The sequence below is a fragment of the Rhodopseudomonas sp. NSM genome, from assembly GCF_052445935.1.
In the GTDB taxonomy this organism is placed as follows: Bacteria; Pseudomonadota; Alphaproteobacteria; order Rhizobiales; family Xanthobacteraceae; genus Rhodopseudomonas.
Window position 1 is genome coordinate 411,843 of record NZ_JBQTCH010000002.1, and the last position, 23,165, is coordinate 435,007.

Annotated in this window: 21 protein-coding genes; 8 read left to right on the top strand and 13 right to left on the bottom strand. The window is 65.8% G+C overall.

Going from position 1 to position 23,165, the window contains the following annotated elements; all coding sequences use genetic code 11:
• Positions 1 to 241 precede the first annotated feature (241 nt).
• Entirely contained in the window at positions 242 to 1,738 is a 1,497-nt protein-coding gene (locus ACTZWT_RS06205; protein ID WP_444768821.1) for a replicative DNA helicase, read from the top strand.
• Between the two features lie 50 nt (positions 1,739 to 1,788).
• Entirely contained in the window at positions 1,789 to 3,036 is a 1,248-nt protein-coding gene (alr, locus tag ACTZWT_RS06210) for an alanine racemase (protein WP_444768822.1), read from the top strand.
• 135 nt (positions 3,037 to 3,171) lie between these two features.
• Here the strand turns inward: alr and ACTZWT_RS06215 are convergent, their stop codons facing one another.
• Both ACTZWT_RS06215 and ACTZWT_RS06220 read right to left on the bottom strand, forming a co-directional pair.
• A complete protein-coding gene (locus ACTZWT_RS06215; RefSeq protein ID WP_444768823.1) occupies positions 3,172 to 3,426 on the bottom strand; it encodes a hypothetical protein in 255 nt (84 codons plus the stop codon).
• A gap of 226 nt (positions 3,427 to 3,652) precedes the next feature.
• Positions 3,653 to 4,045 (bottom strand): NifB/NifX family molybdenum-iron cluster-binding protein, encoded by a 393-nt coding sequence (locus tag ACTZWT_RS06220; protein WP_444768824.1) that lies wholly within the window; start codon positions 4,043 to 4,045, stop codon positions 3,653 to 3,655.
• A 204-nt stretch (positions 4,046 to 4,249) separates the two neighbouring features.
• Between ACTZWT_RS06220 and radA the strand changes: the two genes are divergently transcribed.
• From radA to ACTZWT_RS06245, 5 genes are all read left to right on the top strand, one after another.
• A complete protein-coding gene (radA, locus tag ACTZWT_RS06225) occupies positions 4,250 to 5,701 on the top strand; it encodes a DNA repair protein RadA (protein ID WP_444768825.1) in 1,452 nt (483 codons plus the stop codon).
• A 212-nt stretch (positions 5,702 to 5,913) separates the two neighbouring features.
• Entirely contained in the window at positions 5,914 to 6,540 is a 627-nt protein-coding gene (locus tag ACTZWT_RS06230) for a CvpA family protein (protein ID WP_444769215.1), read from the top strand.
• A 22-nt stretch (positions 6,541 to 6,562) separates the two neighbouring features.
• Positions 6,563 to 8,107 carry an amidophosphoribosyltransferase gene (gene purF, locus ACTZWT_RS06235; protein WP_444768826.1) on the top strand — a complete coding sequence of 515 codons (1,545 nt, stop codon included), beginning with the start codon at positions 6,563 to 6,565 and terminating at the stop codon, positions 8,105 to 8,107.
• Positions 8,108 to 8,225: 118 nt separating this feature from the next.
• Positions 8,226 to 8,969, top strand: a complete 744-nt coding sequence (locus ACTZWT_RS06240) for an SDR family NAD(P)-dependent oxidoreductase (RefSeq protein WP_444768827.1) — start codon at positions 8,226 to 8,228, stop codon at positions 8,967 to 8,969.
• An 81-nt stretch (positions 8,970 to 9,050) separates the two neighbouring features.
• Positions 9,051 to 10,277 carry an ABC transporter substrate-binding protein gene (locus ACTZWT_RS06245; RefSeq protein ID WP_444768828.1) on the top strand — a complete coding sequence of 409 codons (1,227 nt, stop codon included), beginning with the start codon at positions 9,051 to 9,053 and terminating at the stop codon, positions 10,275 to 10,277.
• A 98-nt stretch (positions 10,278 to 10,375) separates the two neighbouring features.
• Here the strand turns inward: ACTZWT_RS06245 and ACTZWT_RS06250 are convergent, their stop codons facing one another.
• The 6 genes from ACTZWT_RS06250 to ACTZWT_RS06275 form a co-directional block, all read right to left on the bottom strand.
• Positions 10,376 to 11,659 carry a TCR/Tet family MFS transporter gene (locus tag ACTZWT_RS06250; RefSeq protein WP_444768829.1) on the bottom strand — a complete coding sequence of 428 codons (1,284 nt, stop codon included), beginning with the start codon at positions 11,657 to 11,659 and terminating at the stop codon, positions 10,376 to 10,378.
• Complete coding sequence (gene der, locus ACTZWT_RS06255; RefSeq protein WP_444768830.1) at positions 11,656 to 13,038, bottom strand: ribosome biogenesis GTPase Der; 1,383 nt, start codon at positions 13,036 to 13,038, stop codon at positions 11,656 to 11,658. Before der ends, ACTZWT_RS06250 begins: the two co-directional genes overlap by 4 nt.
• A 72-nt stretch (positions 13,039 to 13,110) precedes the next feature.
• The gene (locus tag ACTZWT_RS06260; RefSeq protein ID WP_444768831.1) at positions 13,111 to 13,650 is read right to left on the bottom strand and encodes a hypothetical protein; all 540 of its coding nucleotides are present in this window, start codon (positions 13,648 to 13,650) and stop codon (positions 13,111 to 13,113) included.
• Between the two features lie 55 nt (positions 13,651 to 13,705).
• The gene (locus ACTZWT_RS06265) at positions 13,706 to 14,359 is read right to left on the bottom strand and encodes a tetratricopeptide repeat protein (RefSeq protein WP_444768832.1); all 654 of its coding nucleotides are present in this window, start codon (positions 14,357 to 14,359) and stop codon (positions 13,706 to 13,708) included.
• A gap of 158 nt (positions 14,360 to 14,517) precedes the next feature.
• Positions 14,518 to 15,342: a 3-methyl-2-oxobutanoate hydroxymethyltransferase gene (panB, locus tag ACTZWT_RS06270; protein WP_444768833.1), complete on the bottom strand. Its 825-nt coding sequence runs from the start codon at positions 15,340 to 15,342 to the stop codon at positions 14,518 to 14,520.
• Between the two features lie 2 nt (positions 15,343 to 15,344).
• Positions 15,345 to 15,929: an NnrU family protein gene (locus ACTZWT_RS06275; protein ID WP_444768834.1), complete on the bottom strand. Its 585-nt coding sequence runs from the start codon at positions 15,927 to 15,929 to the stop codon at positions 15,345 to 15,347.
• A gap of 149 nt (positions 15,930 to 16,078) precedes the next feature.
• Between ACTZWT_RS06275 and ACTZWT_RS06280 the strand changes: the two genes are divergently transcribed.
• Complete coding sequence (locus tag ACTZWT_RS06280; RefSeq protein WP_444768835.1) at positions 16,079 to 17,098, top strand: Bug family tripartite tricarboxylate transporter substrate binding protein; 1,020 nt, start codon at positions 16,079 to 16,081, stop codon at positions 17,096 to 17,098.
• 65 nt (positions 17,099 to 17,163) lie between these two features.
• On the opposite strand, the gene ACTZWT_RS06285 is transcribed toward ACTZWT_RS06280, so the two are convergent.
• From ACTZWT_RS06285 to gatA, 5 genes are all read right to left on the bottom strand, one after another.
• Complete coding sequence (locus ACTZWT_RS06285) at positions 17,164 to 17,430, bottom strand: hypothetical protein (protein WP_444768836.1); 267 nt, start codon at positions 17,428 to 17,430, stop codon at positions 17,164 to 17,166.
• 712 nt (positions 17,431 to 18,142) lie between these two features.
• Positions 18,143 to 18,271, bottom strand: a complete 129-nt coding sequence (locus tag ACTZWT_RS06290; RefSeq protein WP_322517378.1) for a hypothetical protein — start codon at positions 18,269 to 18,271, stop codon at positions 18,143 to 18,145.
• 520 nt (positions 18,272 to 18,791) lie between these two features.
• A complete protein-coding gene (gene gatB / locus ACTZWT_RS06295; RefSeq protein WP_444768837.1) occupies positions 18,792 to 20,276 on the bottom strand; it encodes an Asp-tRNA(Asn)/Glu-tRNA(Gln) amidotransferase subunit GatB in 1,485 nt (494 codons plus the stop codon).
• A gap of 123 nt (positions 20,277 to 20,399) precedes the next feature.
• Positions 20,400 to 21,500: a sensor histidine kinase gene (locus tag ACTZWT_RS06300; RefSeq protein ID WP_444768838.1), complete on the bottom strand. Its 1,101-nt coding sequence runs from the start codon at positions 21,498 to 21,500 to the stop codon at positions 20,400 to 20,402.
• Positions 21,501 to 21,581: 81 nt separating this feature from the next.
• Complete coding sequence (gene gatA / locus ACTZWT_RS06305; RefSeq protein ID WP_444768839.1) at positions 21,582 to 23,060, bottom strand: Asp-tRNA(Asn)/Glu-tRNA(Gln) amidotransferase subunit GatA; 1,479 nt, start codon at positions 23,058 to 23,060, stop codon at positions 21,582 to 21,584.
• Between the last annotated feature and the right edge of the window lie 105 nt (positions 23,061 to 23,165).

Consider the following 23,165-nt stretch of genomic DNA (forward strand, 5'->3'; position numbering starts at 1 on the left):
CCCATCCATTAGGTATGGGCCTGCGATCACACGGTTCAATCTGGCTGCGACAAATGGAACCCCCGCCCCGGCTGGGGCTTCCGCAACGCCGGTTCGTCAAGCCCGCCGCCACGGATGCGCCGGTTCTCCACACTCTTCTTCGCGCTGGTGCATAACGCGCGATTGATGCTTCCGCTGGCAGTTGAATCGGCGCTTTAGTCGCGCCCCGCATCCGACAAATTCGAAAGAACAATTCAGAGCTATGGCTGCAATCGATTCGAACGTTCTGAAGCTCGCGCCCGACGCCACCGCGCCTGCCTATCGGACCGCGCCTCACAATATCGAGGCGGAACAAGCCCTGCTCGGCGCCATCCTGGTCAACAACGACGCGTTCTACCGGGTGTCGGATTTTCTCGAGGCGAAGCACTTCTTCGAAACGATCCACCAGACCATCTTCGAGACCGCCACCAGCCTGATCCGTGCCGGCAAGGTCGCGACGCCGATCACGCTCAAGACCTTCCTCGCCGCCGACCTCGATCTCGGCGGCCTCACGGTCGCGCAATATCTGGCACGGCTCGCCGCCGAAGCCACCACCATCATCAACGCCCACGACTACGGCCGGACCATCTACGAATTGTCGCTGCGGCGCGACCTGATCGGGATCGGCACCGACATGGTCAATGTCGCGTTCGACGCGCCGGTCGATTTCGCGCCGCGCAACCAGATCGAAGACGCCGAGCGCAGGCTGTACGAACTCGCCGAATCCGGCCGCTATGACGGCGGCTTCCAGCGGTTTTCGCAGGCGCTGACCACCGCGGTCGACATGGCGGCGAAGGCGTTCCAGCGCGACGGCAAGCTGTCGGGCATCGCCACCGGCCTGCGCGACCTCGACACAAGGATGGGCGGACTGCAGCATTCCGACTTGATCGTGCTGGCCGGCCGCCCCGGCATGGGCAAGACCGCGCTCGCCACCAACATCGCCTACAACGTCGCCAAGGCCTATCGCGGCGAGGTCCAGGCCGACGGCACGACGAAGGCAGTCAATGGCGGCATCGTCGGCTTCTTCTCCTGCGAAATGTCGGCCGAGCAACTCGCCACGCGTATTCTCGCCGAGCAGGCGGAGATCGCGTCGAGCAAGATCCGGCGCGGCGGCATTTCGGAGTCCGATTTCGAACGGATTCGCGACGTCTCGATCGAACTGCAGACCCTGCCGCTTTACGTCGACGAAACCGGCGGCCTGGCGATCTCGCAGCTCACCGCGCGGGCGCGGCGGCTGAAGCGGCAGAAGGGCCTCGACCTGCTGGTGGTCGACTACATCCAGCTGCTGCAGGGCTCGAGCAAGAAGGGCGACAACCGCGTCCAGGAGGTGACCGAGATCACCACCAACCTGAAGGCGCTGGCGAAGGAGCTCAACGTTCCGATCATCGCGCTGTCGCAGCTCTCGCGTCAGGTCGAATCCCGCGACGACAAGCGTCCCCAGCTCTCCGACCTGCGTGAATCGGGCTCGATCGAGCAGGACGCCGACGTCGTGATGTTCGTGTTCCGCGAAGAGTACTACCTGCAGAACAAGGAGCCGCGCCCCGGCACGCCCGAGCACGAGAAGTGGACGACGGATATGGACCTCGTTCACGGCAAGGCCGAAGTCATCATCGCCAAGCAGCGCCATGGTCCGACCGGCACGGTGGACCTGCAGTTCGAAGGCCAATTCACCCGCTTCAGCGACCTCGTCAGCGAAGGTCATCTGCCGGAGCGGATCTGAGGCCCAGCAACCGCCGTTGAACGGAATTCGGGCAGAGATTATCGTGCGGCATGAACATTCTTCCTGATCCCAACGCGACCGTCGCCAGCCTGTTGACACCTGAAGCCGGCCAAGCGGCGGCGCTGGCTGCAGCAACCGCCACGGCGCCCGGCATCCTCACCATCGACCTCGACGCGATCGTCGCCAACTGGCGCAAGCTCGAGAAGACCGCGGTGCCGGCCGAAGCCGCCGCCGTGGTCAAGGGTGACGCCTATGGCTGCGGCATCGGCCCGGTCACGAAGGCCCTCGCCGCGGCGGGTTGCAAGACCTTCTTCGTCGCCACCCTCGCCGAGGCCGGCGCCGCCCGCGCGATTGCGCCGGACGCGGCGATCTACGTTCTCGACGGCTTCTTCCAGAGCACCGGCGACGAATTCGCCAGGCTGAACTGCCGACCGGTGATCGGCGATCTCTACGAACTCGCCGAATGGGACGTGTACTGCCGCCGCACGCACTGGAACGGCGGCGCGGCGATCCATATCGACACCGGCATGAACCGGCTCGGCCTGACGATCTCGGAGGCGCAGGGCATCGTGCCGCGGATCGCCACGGGCGATCACGGCGTCACGCTGGTGATCAGTCACCTCGCCGCCGCCGAAGCCCTCAACCATCCGATGAACGCCCGGCAGGTCACGGCGTTTCGCGAGATTGCCAGCCTGTTCGCCGGCGTGCCGGCGTCGCTGTCGGCCTCCTCCGGCATCTTCCTCGGCCCGCAATTCGCCTTCGACATGGTGCGCCCCGGTGCCGCGCTCTACGGCATCAACCCGACGCCGGAGGCCGACAATCCGATGCTGCCGGTGGTCGATCTCAAGGCGCGCATCCTGCAGGTCCGCGGCGTCGAGCGCGGCGACAGCGTCGGCTATGGCGGCACCTGGACGGCGCGGCGGCCGACGAAGATCGCGGTGCTGTCGGCCGGCTATGCCGACGGTTACTTCCGCGCTGCCGGCTCGAACGACGGCACCCGCGGCGCCGACGTGATCATCGCCGGCCAGCGCTGCCCGATCGCCGGTCGGATCTCGATGGACCTGATCGCGGTCGACGTCACCGACCTGCCCGCCAACGCCGCCCGCCGCGGCCAGATGGCGACGCTGATCGGCGACGGCATCACCGTCGACGAACTCGGGCATCATTTCGGCACCATCGGTTACGAAGTGCTGACCAGCCTCGGCCGCCGCTACGCGCGGATCTATAAGGGCGGCGACGCCAAGCCGGACGAGAAGCCGGCCGAGGGCGACGGCGCGCTCACCGCCACGACGGACTGAGTCCCACGCACGAACTCTCAGCGTCATTGCGAGGAGCGCAGCGACGAAGCAATCCAGAGGCGCAGTGCACCGCGTCTCTGGATTGCTTCGCTGCGCTCGCAATGACGGAGCCTCTCACCTGATCGGCCAGCCGGCTCAGTCTTCGTGCACCAGAAACAGGAAGCCGGTGATCGCCGCGAGAAACGCGAACGAGCCGGCGATGCCGACGACCAGCACCGCGCGGATCAGCATCGGCGCCTCGCTGGTGTCGATGACTTTGGCGAGGCCGAAATAATTGCCGAGCAGCAGGATCACCGCGAATCCTGCGCCGAACACAGCACCCATCGCAAAATGCCCGGCCACCTGCCGCCATTTGCGTCGCTCGTAGGCGTTGCGGTCGTCGTCTGGCATCGCCGCGCCATGCTAGAGCAATTCATCGCGTGGTTGAAGCGGCACGGCCTTCCGCAGGCACTGCTCGTCATCCTGGGTGTCGGCCGAAGATGCGACCTATCACATCGGGCACCACCGCCAACGCGTCATGCCCGGCCTCGTGCCGGGCATCCACGTCTTGCAGCAGACGCCGGAAGTTAAGGCGTGGATGGCCGGGACGAGCCCGGCCATGACGAGAGGCGGCGATTCAATGCCGCGAGAACAGATCCCGCAGCCGGCACAAAGTAGTGGTGATGTCGAAGCGCTGGTAGGGCAGCGTCTCGCCCTTGATGACGAGGTCGATCGCGGTGGCCGGATCGGTCTCGCCGGTGAGCAGCACGTCGGCGCCGCGCTTCTTCATGTGGCGGACGAAGCCGTCGCCGGCGCTCCCGGCGACGATCAGTTCGACGCCGTCGAGCGGATGCGGACCGTCGTCCTTGAAGTAGTGCGGAAGCTGCTCCTTGGTCAGTTCGACCCGGGACGGCGCCGGCAGCGGCGCGTCGCCGCGATGCCCGGCCAGATCGAACAACAGCCATTGCCGCGCCTGCCCGGCGTGGCCGCTGACGGTGACCCAGTCGGTCGTGGGGATGGCGATCTTCATGTTGGCTCTTCCGCTCTGTGCTCAGAATCGGAAGCCAGAATGCCGCGCCTTCCAGGCAACGGCGTTGATCCAAATCTTCCTCATCAATTGCTGCCTCGACGTCGCCGCACACCGACTGCTATCGCAACCTCGCCTCCGAGGTTGACGCCAAGAACAAAATATGAACAAAAATGTCGACACGCTCACGTCGCGACTGCATGAACAATGGCCAAAGCCTCGCCCTCCTTCGTCTGCCAGAACTGCGGCGCGACCTATAATCGCTGGCAGGGCAAGTGCGAGTCCTGCGGCGAGTGGAATACGTTGGTCGAGGAAGCCGGCGACAGCGCCGTCCCGGTCAGCATTCGCGCCAAGCGGCGCGGGCGGCCGTTCAAGCTGGAATCGCTCGCCGGCAAGAGCGTCGACGCGCCCCGCCTGCCCTCCGGCATGGCCGAACTCGACCGCGTCACCGGCGGCGGCTTCGTCCGCGGCTCGGTGCTGCTGGTCGGCGGCGACCCCGGCATCGGCAAATCGACGCTGCTGACGCAAGCCACCAGCCTGATGGCGCGCAGCGGCCATCGCGCGGTGTACATCTCCGGCGAAGAAGCCGTGGCGCAGGTGCGGCTGCGCGCCGAGCGGCTCGGCCTCGCGTCCGCGCCGGTCGAACTTGCGGCCGAGACTTCGGTCGAAGACATCATCGCAACCCTTTCTGAAGGCGCGACGCCGCGGCTGATCGTGATCGATTCGATTCAGACGATGTGGACCGACACGGTGGAGTCGGCGCCCGGCACGGTGACGCAGGTGCGCGCCTCGGCGCAGGCGCTGATCCGCTTTGCGAAAAAGTCCGGCGCGGCGATCATCCTGGTCGGCCACGTCACCAAGGACGGCCAGATCGCCGGTCCCCGCGTCGTCGAACACATGGTCGACGCGGTGCTGTCGTTCGAGGGCGAAGGCTCGCAGCAGTTCCGCATCCTGCGCGCGGTGAAGAACCGCTTCGGGCCGACCGACGAGATCGGCGTGTTCGAGATGACCGGGCTGGGCCTGCGCGAGGTCGCCAATCCGTCGGAGCTGTTCCTGTCCGAGCGCGATCTCGGCTCGCCGGGCACTGCGGTGTTCGCCGGCATCGAAGGCACCCGCCCGGTGCTGGTCGAACTGCAGGCGCTGGTGGCGCCGACCACGCTCGGCACGCCGCGCCGCGCGGTGGTGGGCTGGGATTCGGCGCGACTGTCGATGGTGCTGGCGGTGCTCGAGGCGCATTGCGGCGTCAAGCTGTCGGGCTACGATGTGTATTTCAACGTCGCCGGCGGGCTGCGGATCAACGAGCCCGCGGCCGATCTTGCCGCCGCCGCAGCGCTGGTGTCGTCGCTGGCGAATTCGCCGCTGCCGACCGACGCGGTGTATTTCGGCGAGATCTCGCTTTCCGGCGCGGTGCGGCCGGTGGCGCAGACCGCCGCCAGGCTGAAGGAAGCCGCCAAGCTCGGTTTCGCCCGCGCGATCCTGCCCGAGACCGCCCGGGGCGATGCGCCATCCGACGCCGGGATGGCGCTGCAGACGGTCGGCGGGCTCACCAGCCTGGTCGCCGATATCGCGGCACGCGGAACGCCGCGCCCCGCAGGGCGCGACAGTAGTTCGTCGGAGAAAAATGCCACACCGGCGCGATTCCGGCGGCAGGAGGGCTGAACCGGCGTGACCTTTACGGACGGCGCCGCTATACAACGCGCGCGCTTTGCGGCAGTAGCAGCCACCAACCTTTAACCCAGCGGAACATTGCTGTGGCGACGGGATGGTTGGCGGTTTTCTCGCCTTGCGCGGCGTGCCATACCACCGTCATCTGGAGCGGCGCTGCGCACGCCGATTCTCCGTTTTGCAGACCGAGCGGACCCGACGAACCGATGCCGATCACGATTCTCGATTTCGTTGTCCTCGCGGTGATGTTGGTGTCGGGCCTGCTGGCGATGGTCCGCGGCTTCATGCGCGAAGTGCTGTCGATCGCGGCCTGGGGCGCAGCCGCTCTGGTGACGCTGTATGCCTTCCAGAAGCTGCTGCCGACCGCCAAGACCTATTTCTCGAACGATACGGTCGCCGCCGTCGTCGTGATCGCCGGCGTGTTCCTCGGCACCCTGATCGTGGTGTCGATCATCACCGTGCGAATCTCGGACATGATCCTGGATTCGCGGATCGGCGCGCTCGATCGGACGCTGGGGTTCCTGTTCGGCCTCGCCCGCGGCCTGCTGATCGTGGTGGTGGCCTATCTGTTTTTCAACTGGCTGGTTCCCGAAAAACAGCGGCCTGATTGGGTGACCAACGCAAAATCGCGCACCGTCCTGCAAGGAAGCGGTGATTGGCTGATGACGCTCTTGCCGGACGACCCTGAAAATACCATCTTGAAAAGGTTCAAGAAGAAGTCGGACGAAGAGCAGACCGATGAGTCGGCCACGCCCGGCAGTGGCGACGGCTACAGCAAACCCGCCCGCGACAGTTTGAAAAAGCTGATAGAGGGCAAACCCGACGCACGCTGACGCGTGCTCAGTGAGAGGCGCGATGGACGCGATCAACAGCTCTTCCGACGACGCCGCAACGCCCGCTCTGGACGCCCGCGACCCGCAAGTTCTCGATAACCATATCCCGGATGACAATGTGTTCGACACCGACGGCGATACGCTGCGGGAGGAATGCGGCGTGTTCGGCATCTTCGGCCACCCGGACGCCGCCGCCATCACCGCGCTCGGGTTGCACGCCTTGCAGCATCGCGGCCAGGAAGCCGCCGGCATCGTCTCGTTCGACAACGGACGCTTCCATTCGGAGCGTCGACTCGGCCTGGTCGGCGACACCTTCTCCCGCGCCGATGTGATCGCGCGGCTGCCGGGCAATCTCGCGGTCGGCCACGTCCGCTATTCGACCACCGGCGAGACCATCCTGCGCAACGTCCAGCCGCTGTTCGCCGAACTCAACGCCGGCGGATTCGCGGTCGGCCACAACGGCAATCTCACCAACGGCCTGACGCTGCGCCGCGAACTGGTGCAAAGCGGCGCGATCATGCAGTCGACCACCGACACCGAGGTGATCCTGCATCTGGTCGCGCAGTCCAAGCGCGGCCGCTTCATCGACCGCTTCATCGAGGCGCTGCGCGCGATCGAGGGCGCCTATTCGCTGGTGTCGCTGACCAACAAGAAACTGATCGGCGCGCGCGATCCGCTCGGCATCCGCCCGCTGGTGCTGGGCGAGCTCGACGGCTGTCCGATCCTGGCGTCGGAAACCTGCGCGCTCGACATCATCGGCGCGAAGCATGTCCGCGATGTCGAGCCCGGCGAAATCATCGTGTTCGACGAAAAGGGCGCGCAGAGCCACAAGCCGTTCCCGCCGCAGCCGCCGCGGCCCTGCATCTTCGAATACATCTATTTCTCCCGGCCGGATTCGATCGTCGGCGGCCGCTCGGTCTACGACGTCCGCAAGGGGTTCGGCGCCGAGCTGGCGCGCGAGAGCCATGTCGAGGCCGACGTCGTCGTACCGGTGCCGGATTCCGGCGTGCCGGCGGCGATCGGCTACAGCCGCGAAAGCGGCGTGCCCTTCGAACTCGGCATCATCCGCAACCATTATGTCGGCCGCACCTTCATTCAGCCGACCCAGAGCATTCGCGAACTCGGCGTGCGGATGAAGCACTCCGCCAACCGCGCGGCGATCGAGGGCAAGCGGATCGTGCTGATCGATGACAGCCTGGTGCGCGGCACGACCTCGAAGAAGATCGTCAAGATGATGCGCGACGCCGGCGCCACGGAAGTCCACTTCCGCATCGCCTCGCCGCCGATCACCCATCCGGACTATTACGGCATCGACACGCCGGACCGCGCCGGTCTGCTGGCGGCGACGCATTCGCTCGACGAGATGCGCGACCTGATCGGCGCGGACTCGCTGGCGTTTCTGTCGGTCGACGGCGTCTACCGGGCGATGGGCGAACCGGGCCGCGACCCGGCCCAGCCCAAATTCACCGACCATTGCTTCACCGGTGAGTATCCGACCCCGCTGACGGACCTGAATCAGACCGAAGCATCGCCGCGCCAATTGTCACTGCTGGCCGAAGCGAGCTGACCGCTCACGCGATCTTCTTACTAAAGTTCGTCATGCCCGGCCTTGTGCCGGGCATCCACGTCTTTAGAAGGTCGTGATGACCGGGACGAACCCGGCCATCACACCGGAAGAGCATGTCATGACCCATCCCCTTGCCTCCCGCATCGCTCTCGTCACCGGCGCTTCGCGCGGCATCGGCTATGCGACCGCGCGTGCCCTCGCCCGGGCCGGTGCCCATGTGATCGCCGTCGCCAAGACGCAGGGCGGACTTGAAGAACTCGACGACGCGATCCGCGCCGACGGCGGACACGCCGCAACGCTGGTGCCGCTGGATCTCACCGATTTCGATGCGATCGGCCGTCTCGGCGCCTCGATCCACGAGCGCCATGGCAAGCTCGACGTGCTGGTCGGCAATGCCGGCATCGCCGGTCCGTCGTCGCCGCTCGGACACATCGAGATGAAGTCCTGGAGCGGCGTGATCGGCATCAACCTCACCGCCAATTTCCAGCTGATCCGCTGCATGGAGCCGCTGCTGCGGATGTCGGATGCCGGACGCGCGGTGTTCATGACGTCGCGGGCGGGCGGCAAGGCCCCGGCCTATCGCGGCCCCTACGCGGCCTCCAAGGCGGCGCTTGAGACTTTAGTTCAAGTCTGGGCCAAGGAAGTGGTGAACACCACCCCGATCCGCATCAACCTGTTCGATCCGGGCCCCACCCGCACCAAGCTGCGCGGCACGATCATGCCCGGCGAAGACCCGGAAACGCTGCCGACACCGGATCAGATCGCGGAGCTACTGGTACCGATGTGCCTGCCGTCCTGGACCGAGACCGGCCAGTTGTTCGACGCGGCGTCCCGAACCTTGAAAGACCCCTCCGCCGATTGACTTCGGCCCGGTGGCGCGATTGACTGACCGCAAGCGGGGGCGACACCCGCTCACAATCGACCACCACAAGGGGGAAATTGAATGAGAGTCGTGTTCTCGCGCCGTCGTGCCATTGCCATCGCGCTGGCTGGCGCCGCCTTCGCAACGCCCGCACTCGCCCAGGACAAGACCGCCAAGATCGGCGTTCTCAACGACATGTCGAGCCTCTACGCCGACATCGGCGGACCGAACTCGGTCGTCGCCGCAAAGCTGGCCATCGCTGATTCCGGTCTCGAAAAGAAAGGCTGGAAGATCGAACTGGTCGCCGGCGACCATCAGAACAAGCCGGATATCGGCGTCAACGTCGCCCGCCAATGGATCGACGTCGACAAGGTCGACTTGATCACCGACACGCCGAACTCCGGCGTGGCGTTGGCAATCAGCAATCTCGTCAAGGAAAAGAACGCCATCCTGATGAACTCCGGCGGCGCCAGCGCCGACCTGACGGGCAAGGCGTGCAATGCCAACACCATCTCGATGACCTACGACACCTACATGCTGGCGCACGGCACCGGTCAGGCGCTGACCAAGGCCGGCGGTGACTCCTGGTTCTTCCTGACCGCGGACTACGCGTTCGGCGCCGCGCTCGAGCGGGACACCACCGCTGTGGTGAAGGCCAACGGCGGCAAGGTGCTCGGCGGCGTCAAGCATCCGCTCAACACCGCCGACTTCTCGTCATTCCTGCTGCAGGCGCAGGCGTCGAAGGCCAAGGTCATCGGCCTCGCCAATGCCGGCGGAGACACCACCAACTCGATCAAGCAGGCTTCGGAATTCGGCATCACCGCCGGCGGCCAGAAGCTCGCCGCGCTGCTGCTGTTCATCAACGACGTGCATTCGCTCGGCCTCAAGGTCGCGCAGGGTCTGACCTTCACCGAATCCTATTATTGGGATCTCAACGACAACACCCGGGCCTTCGCCAAGCGCTTCTCGGAGCAGTCCAAGAACAACGCCAAGCCGTCGATGACCCAGGCCGGCGTCTATGCCGCCGTTCTGCACTATCTCAAGACGCTGGAGGCGATGGGCGGCAATCCGCACGACGGCGCCAAGGTCGTCGCCAAGATGAAGGAAATCCCGGCCGACGACACGCCGTTCGGCAAGTCGATCATCCGCGCCGACGGCCGGCGCATGGTCCCGGCCTTCCTGTTCGAAGTGAAGTCCCCGGCGGAATCGAAAGCGCCGTGGGACTACTACAAGAAGATCGCCGACATCTCCGCCGAAGACGCCGCACGCCCGCTGGCCCAGAGCGAGTGCCCGCTGGTCAAGAAGTAACCCCCAACACCGTCATTGCGAGCGAAGCGAAGCAATCCAGATATCGAGTGCCGTGCTGGATTGCTTCGTCGCTTCGCTTCTCGCAATGACGACCCAAACTACCTTTCAGGCGCCGCTTGCGGCGCCTGATTGCCGTCGGCGGCCCGCGACGCAGTGGCCGCAATCAGCATCGACACCATCAGCAGCGCGCCCGCCAGCAGGAACGGCGCACCCGGCAGCACCACCGGCGCGTCTGCGCCGATGAAATACGCGAAGATCATCGTGAACAGGAACGGCCCGATCAGTTCGGCGACGCTGTGCACGCTGGTGTTGGCGCCCTGCAACTGGCCCTGCTGATCCGGCGATACCAGCCGCGTCATCATTCCCGACGTCGCCGGCCCGGCGATGCCCCACAGCGTCATCACCGGAATGCCGATCCAGAACAGCGCGCCGCTCGGCGCCAACGCATAGATCAGAAATCCGAGCGCGCCGCCGCCATAACCGATGATCTGCGCACGGCGCTCGCCGAGCAGCTTCACCGCGGGCCCGACCAGCCCGCCCTGAACGATCGCGGTGCAGACGCCGACGAAGGCCAGCGCCAGCCCGACCGTGGTCTGGTCCCAGCCGTAGCGATAGGTGCTGTACAATACGAAGATCGCCGGCAACGCGACATGCGCGACCTCGGCGCAGAAGGTGACCACCGCCATTGCCGTCAGCGTCGCATTGGAGCGCAGCAGCTTGATCGCGCCGATCGGATTGGCGGACCGCCAGCGGAACGGCGACCGCCGCTCCGGCGGCAGCGATTCCGGCAGCACGAACAAACCATACAGCGCGTTGCACAAGCTCAAGCCTGCCGCGACCCAGAATGGCAGCCGCGGATCGACGCCGCCGAGCAGACCGCCGATCGCGGGGCCGAAGATGAAGCCGAGGCCGAACGCGGCTCCCACTTTGCCGAACACGGCCGCGCGCTTCTCCGCCGGCGTCACGTCGGCGATGTAGGCAAATGACGTCGAGATACTCGCCGAGGTGATGCCGGAGATCACCCGGCCGATGAACAGCCAGGCCAGCGTCGGCGCCAGCGCCATCAGGATGTAGTCGAGCCCGAGGCCGAGATTGGACAGCAGGATCACCCGGCGGCGGCCGAAACGATCGGACAGCGCGCCCAGCACGGGCGACGCGACGAACTGCATCAGCGCCCAGGCCGTGCCGAACAGGCCGTAGATCTTGGCCGCGTCCGCGGTGTTGTTGTTGGAGAAGCTCTCGATCAGTTTCGGCAGGATCGGCAGGATCATGCCGACGCTCAGCATGTCGAGCAGGATGGTGACGAAGATGAAGCCGACCGCGGCGGGGCGCGCGCCCGGAGCCGGCGCGCTCGTCCCGGAAGCGGGGTCGGCCGCGGTCATGATTTCCGTTTGCGCTTGTGTGCGAAAGGATTGGCCTTTTCGCGCAGCGTGATGCGGACCGGCGTGCCCGGCAGCTTGAACACGCCGCGCAGGCTGTTGACGAGATAGCGCAGATAGGATTCCGGCACCGCGTCGGCGCGCGAGCAGAACACCACGAAGCTCGGCGGCCGCGCCTTGGTCTGGGTGACGTAGTTCAGCTTCAGCCGACGGCCCGCGACCGCCGGCGGCGGATTCTGCGCCACCGCCTGCTCGAACCAGCGGTTCAGCGCCGCGGTCGACACCCGCGTATTCCACACCGCATAGGCGTCCTGGATCGCATCGATCAGCCGGTCGACGCCCTCGCCCAGCATCCCGGACGTGGCGACGATCGGGACGCCCCGGATCTGCGGCAGCCAGTGATCGGCATCGGTGCGGAGCTGTCCGATCTGTCCGCCCTGCTGCTCGACCAGATCCCATTTGTTGACCGCGATCACCAGCGCACGGCCCTCGCGCTCGATCAGGTCGGCGATGCGCAGATCCTGCTCCTCGAAGCGGTTCTGCGAATCCATCATCAGCACGACGACTTCGGCAAAGCGGACTGCCCGCAGCGCATCGGCGACCGAGAGCTTTTCGAGCTTCTCCTCGATCCGCGACCGGCGCCGCAGCCCCGCGGTGTCGAAGATCCGGAAGTCGCGGCCTTTCCAGTTCACCTCGACGGCGATCGAATCCCGCGTGGTGCCGGCCTCGGGACTGGTCAGCAGCCGATCCTCGCCGAGCAGGCGGTTGATGAAGGTCGACTTTCCGGCGTTGGGGCGGCCGACGATCGCGACCCGGATCGGACGCTTGGAGAAATCCTCCTCGGTGAGGCCTTCGATCTCCTCGTCGTCCTCGGCCTCGACATCCGGTTCCGGCATGATCGCGCGCAGCGCGTCGTACAATTCGCTCAGGCCCTCGCCGTGCTCCGCGGAGATCTGCACCGGATCGCCGAGGCCGAGCGCGTAGGATTCCATCGCGCCGATCTCGCCGGCCTTGCCTTCGCTCTTGTTGGCGACGAGGACCACCGGCTTGTTGGCGCGGCGGGCGAAATCGGCGAAGGCGCGGTCGTTCGGCGTCAGCCCCATGCGGGCGTCGAACACGAACATCAGCGCGTCGGCGAGTTCGATCGCGGTTTCGGTCTGCAGTTGCATCCGCGCGGTCAGCGAGCCCTTGGCGCCTTCGTCGAGGCCCGCCGTGTCGATGATGGTGAATTCGAGATCGCCGAGGCGCCCCTCGCCTTCGCGGCGGTCGCGCGTGACGCCGGGCGTGTCGTCGACCAGCGCGAGCTTTTGCCCGACCAGTCGATTGAACAGCGTCGATTTGCCGACGTTGGGTCGGCCGATAATGGCGAGTGTGAATGACATGGCTGATCCGTGCGCCGAGAAGCGGTGGCCTGTCAATGTCGCCGCATGCCGGGAGACGCCCGGCGACCGGTATCAGCGCTGGAAAGTACCGCTCGGCAGCGGCGCCGGGAACGCCGACGGCGCCGCTGACGAACTCGAGGGGGTCGATTGCTCGGACTCGTCGGCCGGCGGCGTGGTGACACGGCGGCGCGACTGCTTCACCGGCTTCGGCGCCGGCGGAGCGGCGGCGGTGCTGCCCTGCTCTTCCGGTGCGGGCTCGTCGGCGGATTGCGGCGCGGCCGCGGGGCGGACAGCAGCCGAGTTGCTGCGCGACCGGGGCCGCTTCGGTCGGGCTTCGGCCGGCGGCGGTTGGACGGCAGCAGCGGCCGCCGCGGCTTCCTCACGCTGCTGTTCCTCGACCGACCCCTTGTAGAGGCTCTTGGGGACGCCTTGTTCCAGGCCCGGCACGCCCTCCGGAAACACCGGCTTGCGCTCGCCCGCCAGCTTCTTCTTGGTGTCGAGGAAATCGAACATGTCGGTCGGGTCCCATCCGCCGAGGCTGCCGCAGCCGGTCAGTCCGCTCGACAAAGCGAGCAACACGGCGAGGGAGATCAGACGGTGCGAACGACGCATGGACGGTATCTCACATGAACTCAAAAGCGGGCGTTGTGGCGGTCTGGGTCGAAACTCAGCTCTTGGCTGCAGGCGGCAGAAGCGCCTGCAGCACCTCGGCGCGATTGCGCAGGCTCGCCGGCGTCTCGGCGTCGGTATTGATCTGCTCGATCCATTGTCGTGCGGCAGCAACATTGCCGGCACGCCAGGCGGATAGCGCCAGCATCTCGCGCGCGCTGTGACGATAGGCGGCATTCGCGCCGGAGATCGGTTCGAGCCGTTGCGACAGGTCTGTGTAGCTGGCGCTGTCCATCAGAAACTGCGCCGCGCGGAGCGTGGCGAGATCGCGATCCTGCGCCGGAACGCTGCGATCGGCAGCGATGGCGTCGTAAACCTTGACCGCTTCCGTCGGATCGCGCTGCGCGACCTCGGCCGCGGCGCGCAGACGCGCCAGCGTGCGATAGCCGCCCGATGCGGTCTCGGCGATCTTGTTGAACGCGGCCTCGGCCTCGGCGTGCTTGTTCTGCTCTGCCAGATCGGCAGCCGCGGTGAACGCCGCGCCAGTTTCGGCAGCCCGCTTGCCCTCGTAGTATTGATAGCCGCGCCAGCCGCCGACCCCGGCGATGATCAGGATCGCGCCGGCGATGATGACGAGCGAATATTTGCTCCACAGCTGCTTGAGCCGCTCGCGACGAACTTCTTCATCGACTTCATTAAATAATTCAGACACTTATAGATTTCCTGTCTCGACTGAGCCGCGCTTTTGCAAAACCGGCGCGCGCCCGTCTCCCGACGTCGCGGCGGCGATACCCTAGCGTTATGGCGGAGGCAAGGCAAAGCCAGCCGGATCAAGGGGATGCCCCGAAATGATTAACCGGCGCGCCAGGCTCAGCCCTTCGCCTTCATGCCATAGACGTGCTCCGGCCCGGGAAAGGCGCGCGACCGCACCTCCGCCGCATAGTCCTTGATCGCCGCCTCGATGCCGGGGCCGAGATTGCCGAACCGCTTGACGAATTTCGGCGCCCAGGGCGATAGGCCGAGCATGTCTTCGAGTACGAGTACCTGGCCGTCACAGGCGGCGCTGGCGCCGATGCCGATGGTCGGGATCGCGATGGTCTCGGTGATCTTGCGCCCGAGCGGCTCGGCCACCGCCTCGACCACGACGGAGAATGCGCCGGCATCGGCGACGGCACGGGCGTCGGCCTCGATCGGCTCCCAGCTGCCCTCCTCGCGGCCCTGCGCACGGAACGAGCCGAGCGTGTTGATCGATTGCGGCGTCAGACCGATATGGCCCATCACCGGAATGCCGCGCTCGGTGAGAAACGCGATGGTCTCCGCCATCTTGACCCCGCCCTCCAGTTTCACCGCGCCGCAAAGGCTCTCCTTCATGATCCGCACCGCGGAATGGAACGCCTGCTCCTTCGACGCCTCATAGGAGCCGAACGGCATGTCGACCACCACCAGCGCCTGTTGCGAGCCGCGCATCACCGCGCGGCCCTGCAGGATCATCATGTCGAGCGTCACCGGCACGGTGGTCTCGAAGCCGTGCATGACGTTGCCGAGCGAGTCGCCGACCAGGATGACGTCGCAATAGCGGTCGACCAGCGAGGCGGTGTGGGCGTGATACGAGGTCAGCATCACGATCGGATCGCCACCCTTGCGCGCGCGGATCTCCGGAGCGGTCTTCCGCTTGATGGTCGATTGAACAGACATGCTTAGGCTCCGAACACGGGAACGCCGACGACGTAGGGATGGAAAGCGAAGGCCAGCGCCAGATACAGCACGACGCCGGCGACGATCGCGATGACGTCGTTCTTCGGGCCGCCGACCGGGATCGGCGGGCCGCCCGGGTCGGCGCGCCGCTTCAGCGAGATGCGATCATACACCGCCCAGGCCAGCAGCGAGCCGAACAGAATGATCGAGCCGAGGTCGCCATTGGCGATCAGATGCGCGGCAGCCCACAATTTCACCGCGGTGATCATCGGGTGCTTGACCGCGCGATAGATACGGCCGCGCGAATAGGCCGCCGCCAGCAGGATCGCCGCCGGCAGCATCAGCAGCGCGGTGAGATGCGTGGTCCATCGCGGCGGATACCACAGCTCGATCAATCCGTCGGCGCGATAGGCACCGAAGCCGAAGGAGATCAGGACAATGCCGAGGATCGCCAGAACGGCGTAGCCGAGCTTGTAGACCGCCTCTCCGCCGATCCCGATCAGGCGGGCCCGCAGGTCGCGCTGGGTGGTCACGACGTGGACGCCGATGAACAGCGCCAGGCCGAGGATCATCATCGCAAGTCCCATCGCGCAACTCCTGTCCCATCGGCACGCGTCGGTTTCCGCGCCGGTCAAAGCCCACTATGGTCCGCGCCGCCGCCTGCGACACGAGGCAGAGGCAGATCGGCCGATCGCGCCGGCGATTTCGGGTATCATTCTTTACGGGACGGATGCAAATGCTGGGAGCCATTGGTCGACGGTCGACGCTGTGCACGGTCGCATGGCTTGGACTGACCGTTCTGCTCGGCGCGAGCGCTGCAATGGCTGACGCCGCCGCCGCAACTTCGCCGCCCGAGACCTGGCCGCCGAAGCTGGTGCGGATCGTGGTGCCGTTCGCGGCGGGATCGACGCCGGACATGGTGGGCCGCGTGCTGGCCGACAGTCTGCAGGCGCGCCATCCGGGCGCAAGCTTCGTCGTCGAGAACAAGCCGGGCGCCTCGGGCAATATCGGCACCGCCACCGTTGCGAAGGCTGCGCCGGACGGCGCGACGCTCGGCATCTCGATCCCCGGCCCGCTGGTGATCAACCGGATGCTGTTCGCCAATCTTCCTTACGATCCGGAGCGCGACATCGCGCCGGTGACGATGCTGACGCGAATGCCGAGCATACTGGCGGTGCCCGCGAGCCTCGGGATCAACAGCGTGGCCGACTTCGTCGCGCGGCTGAAAGACCGCAAGGGCAGTCTCGCCTACGCCTCGATCGGCGCGGGCTCGCTGTCGCAGCTGTGCATGGAGGCGATCGCGCAGAAGGCCGGCGCCGGGATGGTCCACATCCCCTATGCCGGATCGCCCAACGCGGTGACCGCGCTGATCCGCGGCGACGTTCAGGCCGCCTGTCTGCCGGCGATCGCAGTGGCGCCGCAGCAGGCGTCGGGCGCGATCAGGATCCTGGCGGTGACGACGCCGGAGCGTTCACCGTTCCTGCCGGAAGTCCCGACCTTGAGGGAGAGCGGCATCGAGGTTCAGTCCGATGCCTGGAACGCGCTGATCGCGCCGGGCGGAACACCGCCGGCGCTGGTCGCTGCGATCAACCAAGCGGTTCGCCGGTCGCTGTCCGAACCGGCGGTGATCGCGAAGCTGAAGACCCAGATGATCGTGCCGGCCGCCTCGTCACCCGAAGAGTTGCGCAAGACGCTGTCCGACGAGAAGCTGCTGTGGGCCGATGTGATCCGCGCCGCCGGCATCCGGATCGAATGAACGGCGCGCGACTGCGGAGGGTCGTCAGGCGGTCCTGGCCCACCCGCCGTCGCGAACGGCGGAAATCAGTGCGAGGTGATCCAGGCGCGAGCTTCGCGCTGCGCCGCGGCGATCTCGTCGGCCGACATCTGCTCGGCAACTTCGCGACGCAATTCGATCGCGTCGGCGCGGCCCCGCAATGCGGCGAGGTTGAACCATTTGTGCGCCGCGATCAGATCGACCGGCGCGCCACGGCCCGACGCGAACAACAGGCCGAGATCGAACAGCACGTCCGGGCTCTCGCCGGCTTCGATCGGCATCGCCGTTTCGGTATTGAAATGTCCCTGCAGCATCTGTCTCTCCATCCTGGCCGGGCTGAACCGAGCGCGGCTCCCGTCCTCTGATCTGTCGTCCCCACCGCCGTGTCCCGGCGCGTTATGGGGTGATCATGTCGGTCAAATTTGAAGAGCAGTTTAAGCGTTGCGATGAACGGATTCTGAACGCGAGGTCGCCGTTCCGCCGCGCGCATTGCAGAAACCGCTGCGACACAGCGTTTTCCTCAAATCGCTTACGGTCGATTCACCCTCGGATTTGGCGAACCGATAACCATCGCGGCAACCGGCGAGAGTGCGGCAGGCATCTCCCGGGGAAAACCGGAGCGGTTGGTCAGCGATGGCGAGGACGAAACGGATGGGAGGAAAATGGGCGACAGCAACGCCGCGCCACGCCCGAAGGCGGAACTGATCACGAGCCGAACATCGAAACTCGGAGACGGAAACAACGAGGGCGTCGGCGAACACGTCAGGACCAAATCTCACACGCGATGACCGCCGTGAAACTGCGGACCTAGCGTCCGCACCGTTCGAAGAAAAACCGTTTCTTCTGCCGAACTCTTCTGAACGTGGGCGAACCCCGCCGAAGAACCCAGCCGTTTGACCTGATGTCTCGCCGACACCCTCTTTCGTCGACCCGAACCTTCGCCGGGGGCCGCTCCGAGAAGCGAACCGCGCCGATGGCCCTTGTGACGCTGCCGGCATCGACCTGCCGGCTCTCGCCGAAACGAGCTTACTTCTTGGCGGCCTTCTTGGTGACCTTCTTGGTCTTCTTCGCAGTCTTCTTGACGGCGCTCTTGGCCTTTTTGGCCTTGGCGACCTTCGCCGTCTTCTTTACTGCCTTCTTCGCTTTCTTGGCCATATTGCCCTCCGATAAAGTGAGATGGCTCGATTGCTGCTGCGTGCACTCGGGAATCGAGATGCACTACTTCCCGAATACACCAACACATCGAAAAAAACAGTGTCCCGCTTAAGGAAGTGTTGATGGCTGTTTTGCCGCGTGGCTGCGGCGTCTTTGAAATCGGCGCGCCGCTCAATTCGTCGCGCGATCGAGTTTAGGCGCAAAAAACCTGCATCGGCGTTTGTCAAGATCACGAAAAGAGCCCGAAATACGGCACTTTCTCGAACTGATTAGTAGCGCCAAGTACACACTTTACGCACCAGCGCGGCGTACCGAGTCGGAGCGCGGGAGCCGCGCGTGGACTCTGAGTCGCAATTTTTGGCAATGAAAATATTTTCACGCGGACCCCCGCATTGGCGCACAAAGAGTGCACCGGGCGCGGTTTTCGCACGAATCGAAACCGATGATTCGAGAGCGATCGTCCGCGCCGCGCGCCGCCTTCTCGCATCGCTGCGACGGCGAAGACGACGCCCGCGGGATGTCAGAGACCGAGTTTGCGCTTCAGCAGATCGTTCACGGCCTGCGGGTTCGCCTTGCCGCCGGACGATTTCATTACCTGCCCGACGAACCAGCCGAGCATCGCCGGCTTGGCGATCGCCTGCGCGACCTTGTCGGGATTGTTCGCGACGATGTCGTCGACGACCTTCTCGATCGCGGAGAGGTCCGTCACCTGCTTCATGCCGCGCGCTTCGACCAGTTCGCGCGGATCGCCGCCTTCGGTCCAGACGATCTCGAACAGTTCCTTCGCGATCTTGCCGGAGATGACGCCTTCGCCGATCAGGTCGACGATCGCGGCGAGTTGCGCGGCCGAGATCGGCGACGCGTCGATGCTCTGGCCGTCCTTGTTGAGGCGGCCGAACAGTTCGTTGATCACCCAGTTGGCCGCGAGCTTGCCGTCGCGTGCAGCATCCGACAGCTTCGCCAGCACCGCCTCGTAGAAGTCGGCGCTCTCGCGCTCGCTCACCAGCACGCCGGCGTCGTCCGACGAAAGTCCGAAAGCACCGATGAAACGGGCCTTTTTCTGGTCCGGCAGTTCCGGCAGCCCGGACTTCAGCTCGTCGACATAGGCCTGGGAGAATTCCAGCGGCAGCAGGTCGGGATCGGGGAAGTAGCGATAGTCGTGGGCCTCCTCCTTGGAACGCATCGACCGCGTCTCGCCCTTGCCCGCATCGAACAGCCGGGTCTCCTGAACGATCGCGCCGCCGTCCTCGAGGATGCCGATCTGGCGACGCGCTTCGTATTCGATCGCCTGGCCGATGAAGCGGATCGAGTTGACGTTCTTGATCTCGCACCGCGTGCCATACGGCTCACCCGGCTTCCGCACCGAGACGTTGACGTCGGCGCGCAGGCTGCCCTTCTCCATGTCGCCGTCGCAGGTTCCGAGATAGCGCAGGATGGTGCGCAGCTTGGAGACGTAAGCCTTGGCCTGCTCCGATGACCGCAGATCGGGCTTCGAGACGATCTCCATCAGCGCCACGCCGGAGCGGTTGAGGTCGACGAACGTCATCGTCGGGTGCTGGTCGTGCAGCAACTTGCCGGCGTCCTGCTCCAGGTGCAGCCGCTCGATGCCGACCGAGACGCTGTCGCCGTCCGGCAGATCGACCACGACGACGCCTTCGCCGACGATCGGCGACTTGTACTGGCTGATCTGGTAGCCCTGCGGCAGATCCGGATAGAAATAGTTCTTGCGGTCGAACACCGAGCGCAGGTTGATCTGGGCGTTCAGTCCCAGTCCCGAACGGATCGCCTGCTTCACGCACTCCTCGTTGATCACCGGCAGCATGCCGGGCATCGCGGCGTCGACCAGCGAGACGTGGCTGTTGGGATCGCCGCCGAACTCGGTCGCCGCGCCGGAGAACAGCTTGGCGCTGGAGGAGACCTGGGCATGGATCTCCAGCCCGATCACCATTTCCCAATCGCCGGTGGCGCCCTTGATGAGCTGGGACGGTTTGACGGGTGCGTTCATGGGGAGCTCTCTCGACGAATTCAGCAATCAGCGCTTGAATAGGCCGTTTCGCGACATAATCCAACCGTCCGCACCCGGGAAACCTGGCATCGCACCTGCACTGGAGTAGGTGCCTGCCCGCGATCAGTGCGGCGGCGGCGGCGATGACACGTCGAACATCAGGGTGAACCAGGTGCCCTGACCGCGGATGCTCTTGGCCCCGAACGTCACGTTGCGGGCGTTTTCCTTGAGGGTCTGCAGGATCAGCGCGCCGAGCTTGCGCGGCGACGGCCATTCCTGGCCTTCCGGCAGGCCGACGCCGTCATCGGACACGATCACCGAGACCCGGCCGTTCTCGACGGAGCAGATCACCTTGATGCGGCCGCCGCTGCGGCCGACGAAGGCATATTTCAACGCGTTGGTCAGCATCTCGTTGACCAGCAGACCTGCCGGCATCGCGATGTTGACCGACAGTGGGCAATAGCCGGCGTTCAGCTCGTAGGAAATCGCCTCGCTGCCGTGCGCCTGCATCACCGCCTCGGTGATGTCGGAGAGATATTGACCGAGATCGATGTCGTTCGCGCCGGCGTTTTCCGCCGACAGGATGCGGTACAACGCCGTCAACGCATCGATCCGGCTCGCCAGCCGCGCCAGCGCGACGTTCTCGCCCTCCACCGCCGAGCGGGCTTCAAGCCGCACCAGCGCCGTGACCAGTTGCAGATTGTTCTTCACGCGATGCTGCAGCTCCCGCATCAGCGTATCGCGCTCGCGGATCCGGGTTTCGAACTGCTCGATCTGCGCGCGCTCGCGCCCGCCGACATCGACCAGCGCTGCGATCCGGAAATTCTCGATGCCGTCGTCGCTCTCGATCACCGAGGCGTAGGCCTGCACGATCAGCAACCGGTCGGACGGCACCGCCGGGCGGAACACGCCGATGAAGTCCTCGCCGTCGCGGATCGAGGCACCGAGCGTCTGCGCCGGATCGTCCTCATTGACCAAGGCGTCGAGGCAGCCCCAGCCCTCGCCTTCGACGTCGGCCGGGGTGAGCGACACCAGGTCCTCGAAGGCCTTGTTGATGTACGCGATCCGCTGCGCGTCGCCGCTGCCGCGCGACACCGCGACGGCCACCGGAACATTGTCGAGCAGGTGCTTGTAGCGGTCGTTTCCGATCGCAACCGCAATCTCTGATGATCCCAAAATCCCGTCGACGCTCTGCGCGGACGGCACCCCTTCATCGGCACTCATTCAACAATTCCTGCCCAATCGTTCGAGCATGGCGAAACAAAAAAGGAAACGCAACGCAAAATCAGGTGCATTGCACGCGACCTAAGCCCACCATCTGTCGGGCGTGAAGCGCCCCGCCGACTGCTCGATCACCTCGCCGAGCGAGAACAGCGTCTCCTCGTCGAACGGCCGCCCGATCAGTTGCAGCCCGAGCGGCAGGCCCTGCCCGTCAGCGCCGGCAGGAACCGCGATGCCGGGTAGCCCGGCCATGTTCACCGTGACGGTGAAGATGTCGTTCAGATACATTTCGACCGGATCGGCGCCGCCCTTCTCGCCGATGCCGAACGCCGCCGACGGCGTCGCCGGCGTCAGGATCGCCGACACGCCCTGGTCGAAGCACTGCTCGAAATCCCGCTTGATCAGGGTGCGGACCTTCTGCGCGCGCAGATAATAGGCGTCGTAATAGCCGGCCGACAGCACATAGGTTCCGATCATGATGCGACGTTTGACCTCGGCGCCGAAGCCGGCCGCACGGGTGTTCTCGTACATCTCGACGATGTTACGGCCGTTGACGCGGGCGCCGTAGCGGACGCCGTCGTAGCGCGCGAGGTTCGACGAGGCCTCCGCGGGCGCCACGATGTAATAGGCCGGCAGCGCGTATCTGGTGTGCGGCAACGACACCTCGACCAGTTCGGCGCCGGCGGCCTTCAGCCACTCGGCGCCCTGCATCCACAATTTCTCGATCTCGGCCGGCATGCCGTCGAGCCGATACTCCTTGGGAATGCCGATCTTCATGCCCTTCACCGAGCCGCCGATCGCGGCCTCGTAGTTCGGCACCGGGCGGTCGACGGACGTGGTGTCCTTCGGATCGTGGCCGGCCATCGAGCGCAGCAGGATCGCGCTGTCGCGCACGGTGCGTGCGATCGGCCCGGCCTGATCGAGCGACGACGCGAAGGCGACGATGCCCCAGCGCGAGCAGCGGCCATAGGTCGGCTTGATGCCGACCGTGCCGGTGAACGCCGCCGGCTGCCGGATCGACCCGCCGGTGTCGGTGGCGGTGGCGCCGAGGCACAGCCCTGCCGCGACCGCCGCAGCGGAACCGCCGGACGAGCCGCCGGGCACCAGCTTTGTCTCCGAGCCGGCGCGCCGCCACGGATTGACCACAGGGCCGAAGCACGAGGTCTCGTTCGACGAGCCCATCGCGAACTCGTCGTTGTTGAGCTTGCCGAGCAGCACCGCGCCGTCGCGCCAGAGCTGCGAGGTGACGGTCGACTCGTAGGGGGGCTGGAAGTCACCGAGGATTTTCGAGCAGGCGGTGGTGCGCGTGCCCTTGGTGGCGAACAGGTCCTTGATGCCGAGCGGGATGCCGGCCAGCGGCCCGCTCTCGCCCTTGCCGATCTGCGCATCCGCGGCCTGCGCCATCTGCCGCGCCTGCTCCGGCGTCTCCAGCACGAAGGCATTCAGCCCACGCGCAGCCTCGATCGCCGCGAGATGCGCCTCGGTCAACTCGACGGCGGTGAAGGACTTTTGCGCCAGGCCGTCACGGGCCTCGGCGAGCGTCAGCGATGTCAGGTCGGTCATGGGTCAAAGCACGCGTGTCTGGCAGGTCAGGGATCGCGCGCGAAGCGCCGCGACTTGCGGCTGGCTAGCACAGCGCCCCCCGGAATTGAAGCGATTGCGCCGATC

Excerpts from the sequence above, each read along its gene's own strand:
- ACTZWT_RS06205 (WP_444768821.1), top strand. The coding sequence starts at position 242 with ATGGCTGCAATCGATTCGAACGTTCTGAAGCTCGCGCCCGACGCCACC.
- alr (WP_444768822.1), top strand. The coding sequence starts at position 1,789 with ATGAACATTCTTCCTGATCCCAACGCGACCGTCGCCAGCCTGTTGACA.
- ACTZWT_RS06215 (WP_444768823.1), bottom strand. The coding sequence starts at position 3,426 with ATGCCAGACGACGACCGCAACGCCTACGAGCGACGCAAATGGCGGCAG.
- ACTZWT_RS06220 (WP_444768824.1), bottom strand. The coding sequence starts at position 4,045 with ATGAAGATCGCCATCCCCACGACCGACTGGGTCACCGTCAGCGGCCAC.
- radA (WP_444768825.1), top strand. The coding sequence starts at position 4,250 with ATGGCCAAAGCCTCGCCCTCCTTCGTCTGCCAGAACTGCGGCGCGACC.
- ACTZWT_RS06230 (WP_444769215.1), top strand. The coding sequence starts at position 5,914 with ATGCCGATCACGATTCTCGATTTCGTTGTCCTCGCGGTGATGTTGGTG.
- purF (WP_444768826.1), top strand. The coding sequence starts at position 6,563 with ATGGACGCGATCAACAGCTCTTCCGACGACGCCGCAACGCCCGCTCTG.
- ACTZWT_RS06240 (WP_444768827.1), top strand. The coding sequence starts at position 8,226 with ATGACCCATCCCCTTGCCTCCCGCATCGCTCTCGTCACCGGCGCTTCG.
- ACTZWT_RS06245 (WP_444768828.1), top strand. The coding sequence starts at position 9,051 with ATGAGAGTCGTGTTCTCGCGCCGTCGTGCCATTGCCATCGCGCTGGCT.
- ACTZWT_RS06250 (WP_444768829.1), bottom strand. The coding sequence starts at position 11,659 with ATGACCGCGGCCGACCCCGCTTCCGGGACGAGCGCGCCGGCTCCGGGC.
- der (WP_444768830.1), bottom strand. The coding sequence starts at position 13,038 with ATGTCATTCACACTCGCCATTATCGGCCGACCCAACGTCGGCAAATCG.
- ACTZWT_RS06260 (WP_444768831.1), bottom strand. The coding sequence starts at position 13,650 with ATGCGTCGTTCGCACCGTCTGATCTCCCTCGCCGTGTTGCTCGCTTTG.
- panB (WP_444768833.1), bottom strand. The coding sequence starts at position 15,342 with ATGTCTGTTCAATCGACCATCAAGCGGAAGACCGCTCCGGAGATCCGC.
- ACTZWT_RS06275 (WP_444768834.1), bottom strand. The coding sequence starts at position 15,929 with ATGGGACTTGCGATGATGATCCTCGGCCTGGCGCTGTTCATCGGCGTC.
- ACTZWT_RS06280 (WP_444768835.1), top strand. The coding sequence starts at position 16,079 with ATGCTGGGAGCCATTGGTCGACGGTCGACGCTGTGCACGGTCGCATGG.
- ACTZWT_RS06285 (WP_444768836.1), bottom strand. The coding sequence starts at position 17,430 with ATGCTGCAGGGACATTTCAATACCGAAACGGCGATGCCGATCGAAGCC.
- ACTZWT_RS06290 (WP_322517378.1), bottom strand. The coding sequence starts at position 18,271 with ATGGCCAAGAAAGCGAAGAAGGCAGTAAAGAAGACGGCGAAGGTCGCC.
- gatB (WP_444768837.1), bottom strand. The coding sequence starts at position 20,276 with ATGAACGCACCCGTCAAACCGTCCCAGCTCATCAAGGGCGCCACCGGC.
- ACTZWT_RS06300 (WP_444768838.1), bottom strand. The coding sequence starts at position 21,500 with ATGAGTGCCGATGAAGGGGTGCCGTCCGCGCAGAGCGTCGACGGGATT.
- gatA (WP_444768839.1), bottom strand. The coding sequence starts at position 23,060 with ATGACCGACCTGACATCGCTGACGCTCGCCGAGGCCCGTGACGGCCTG.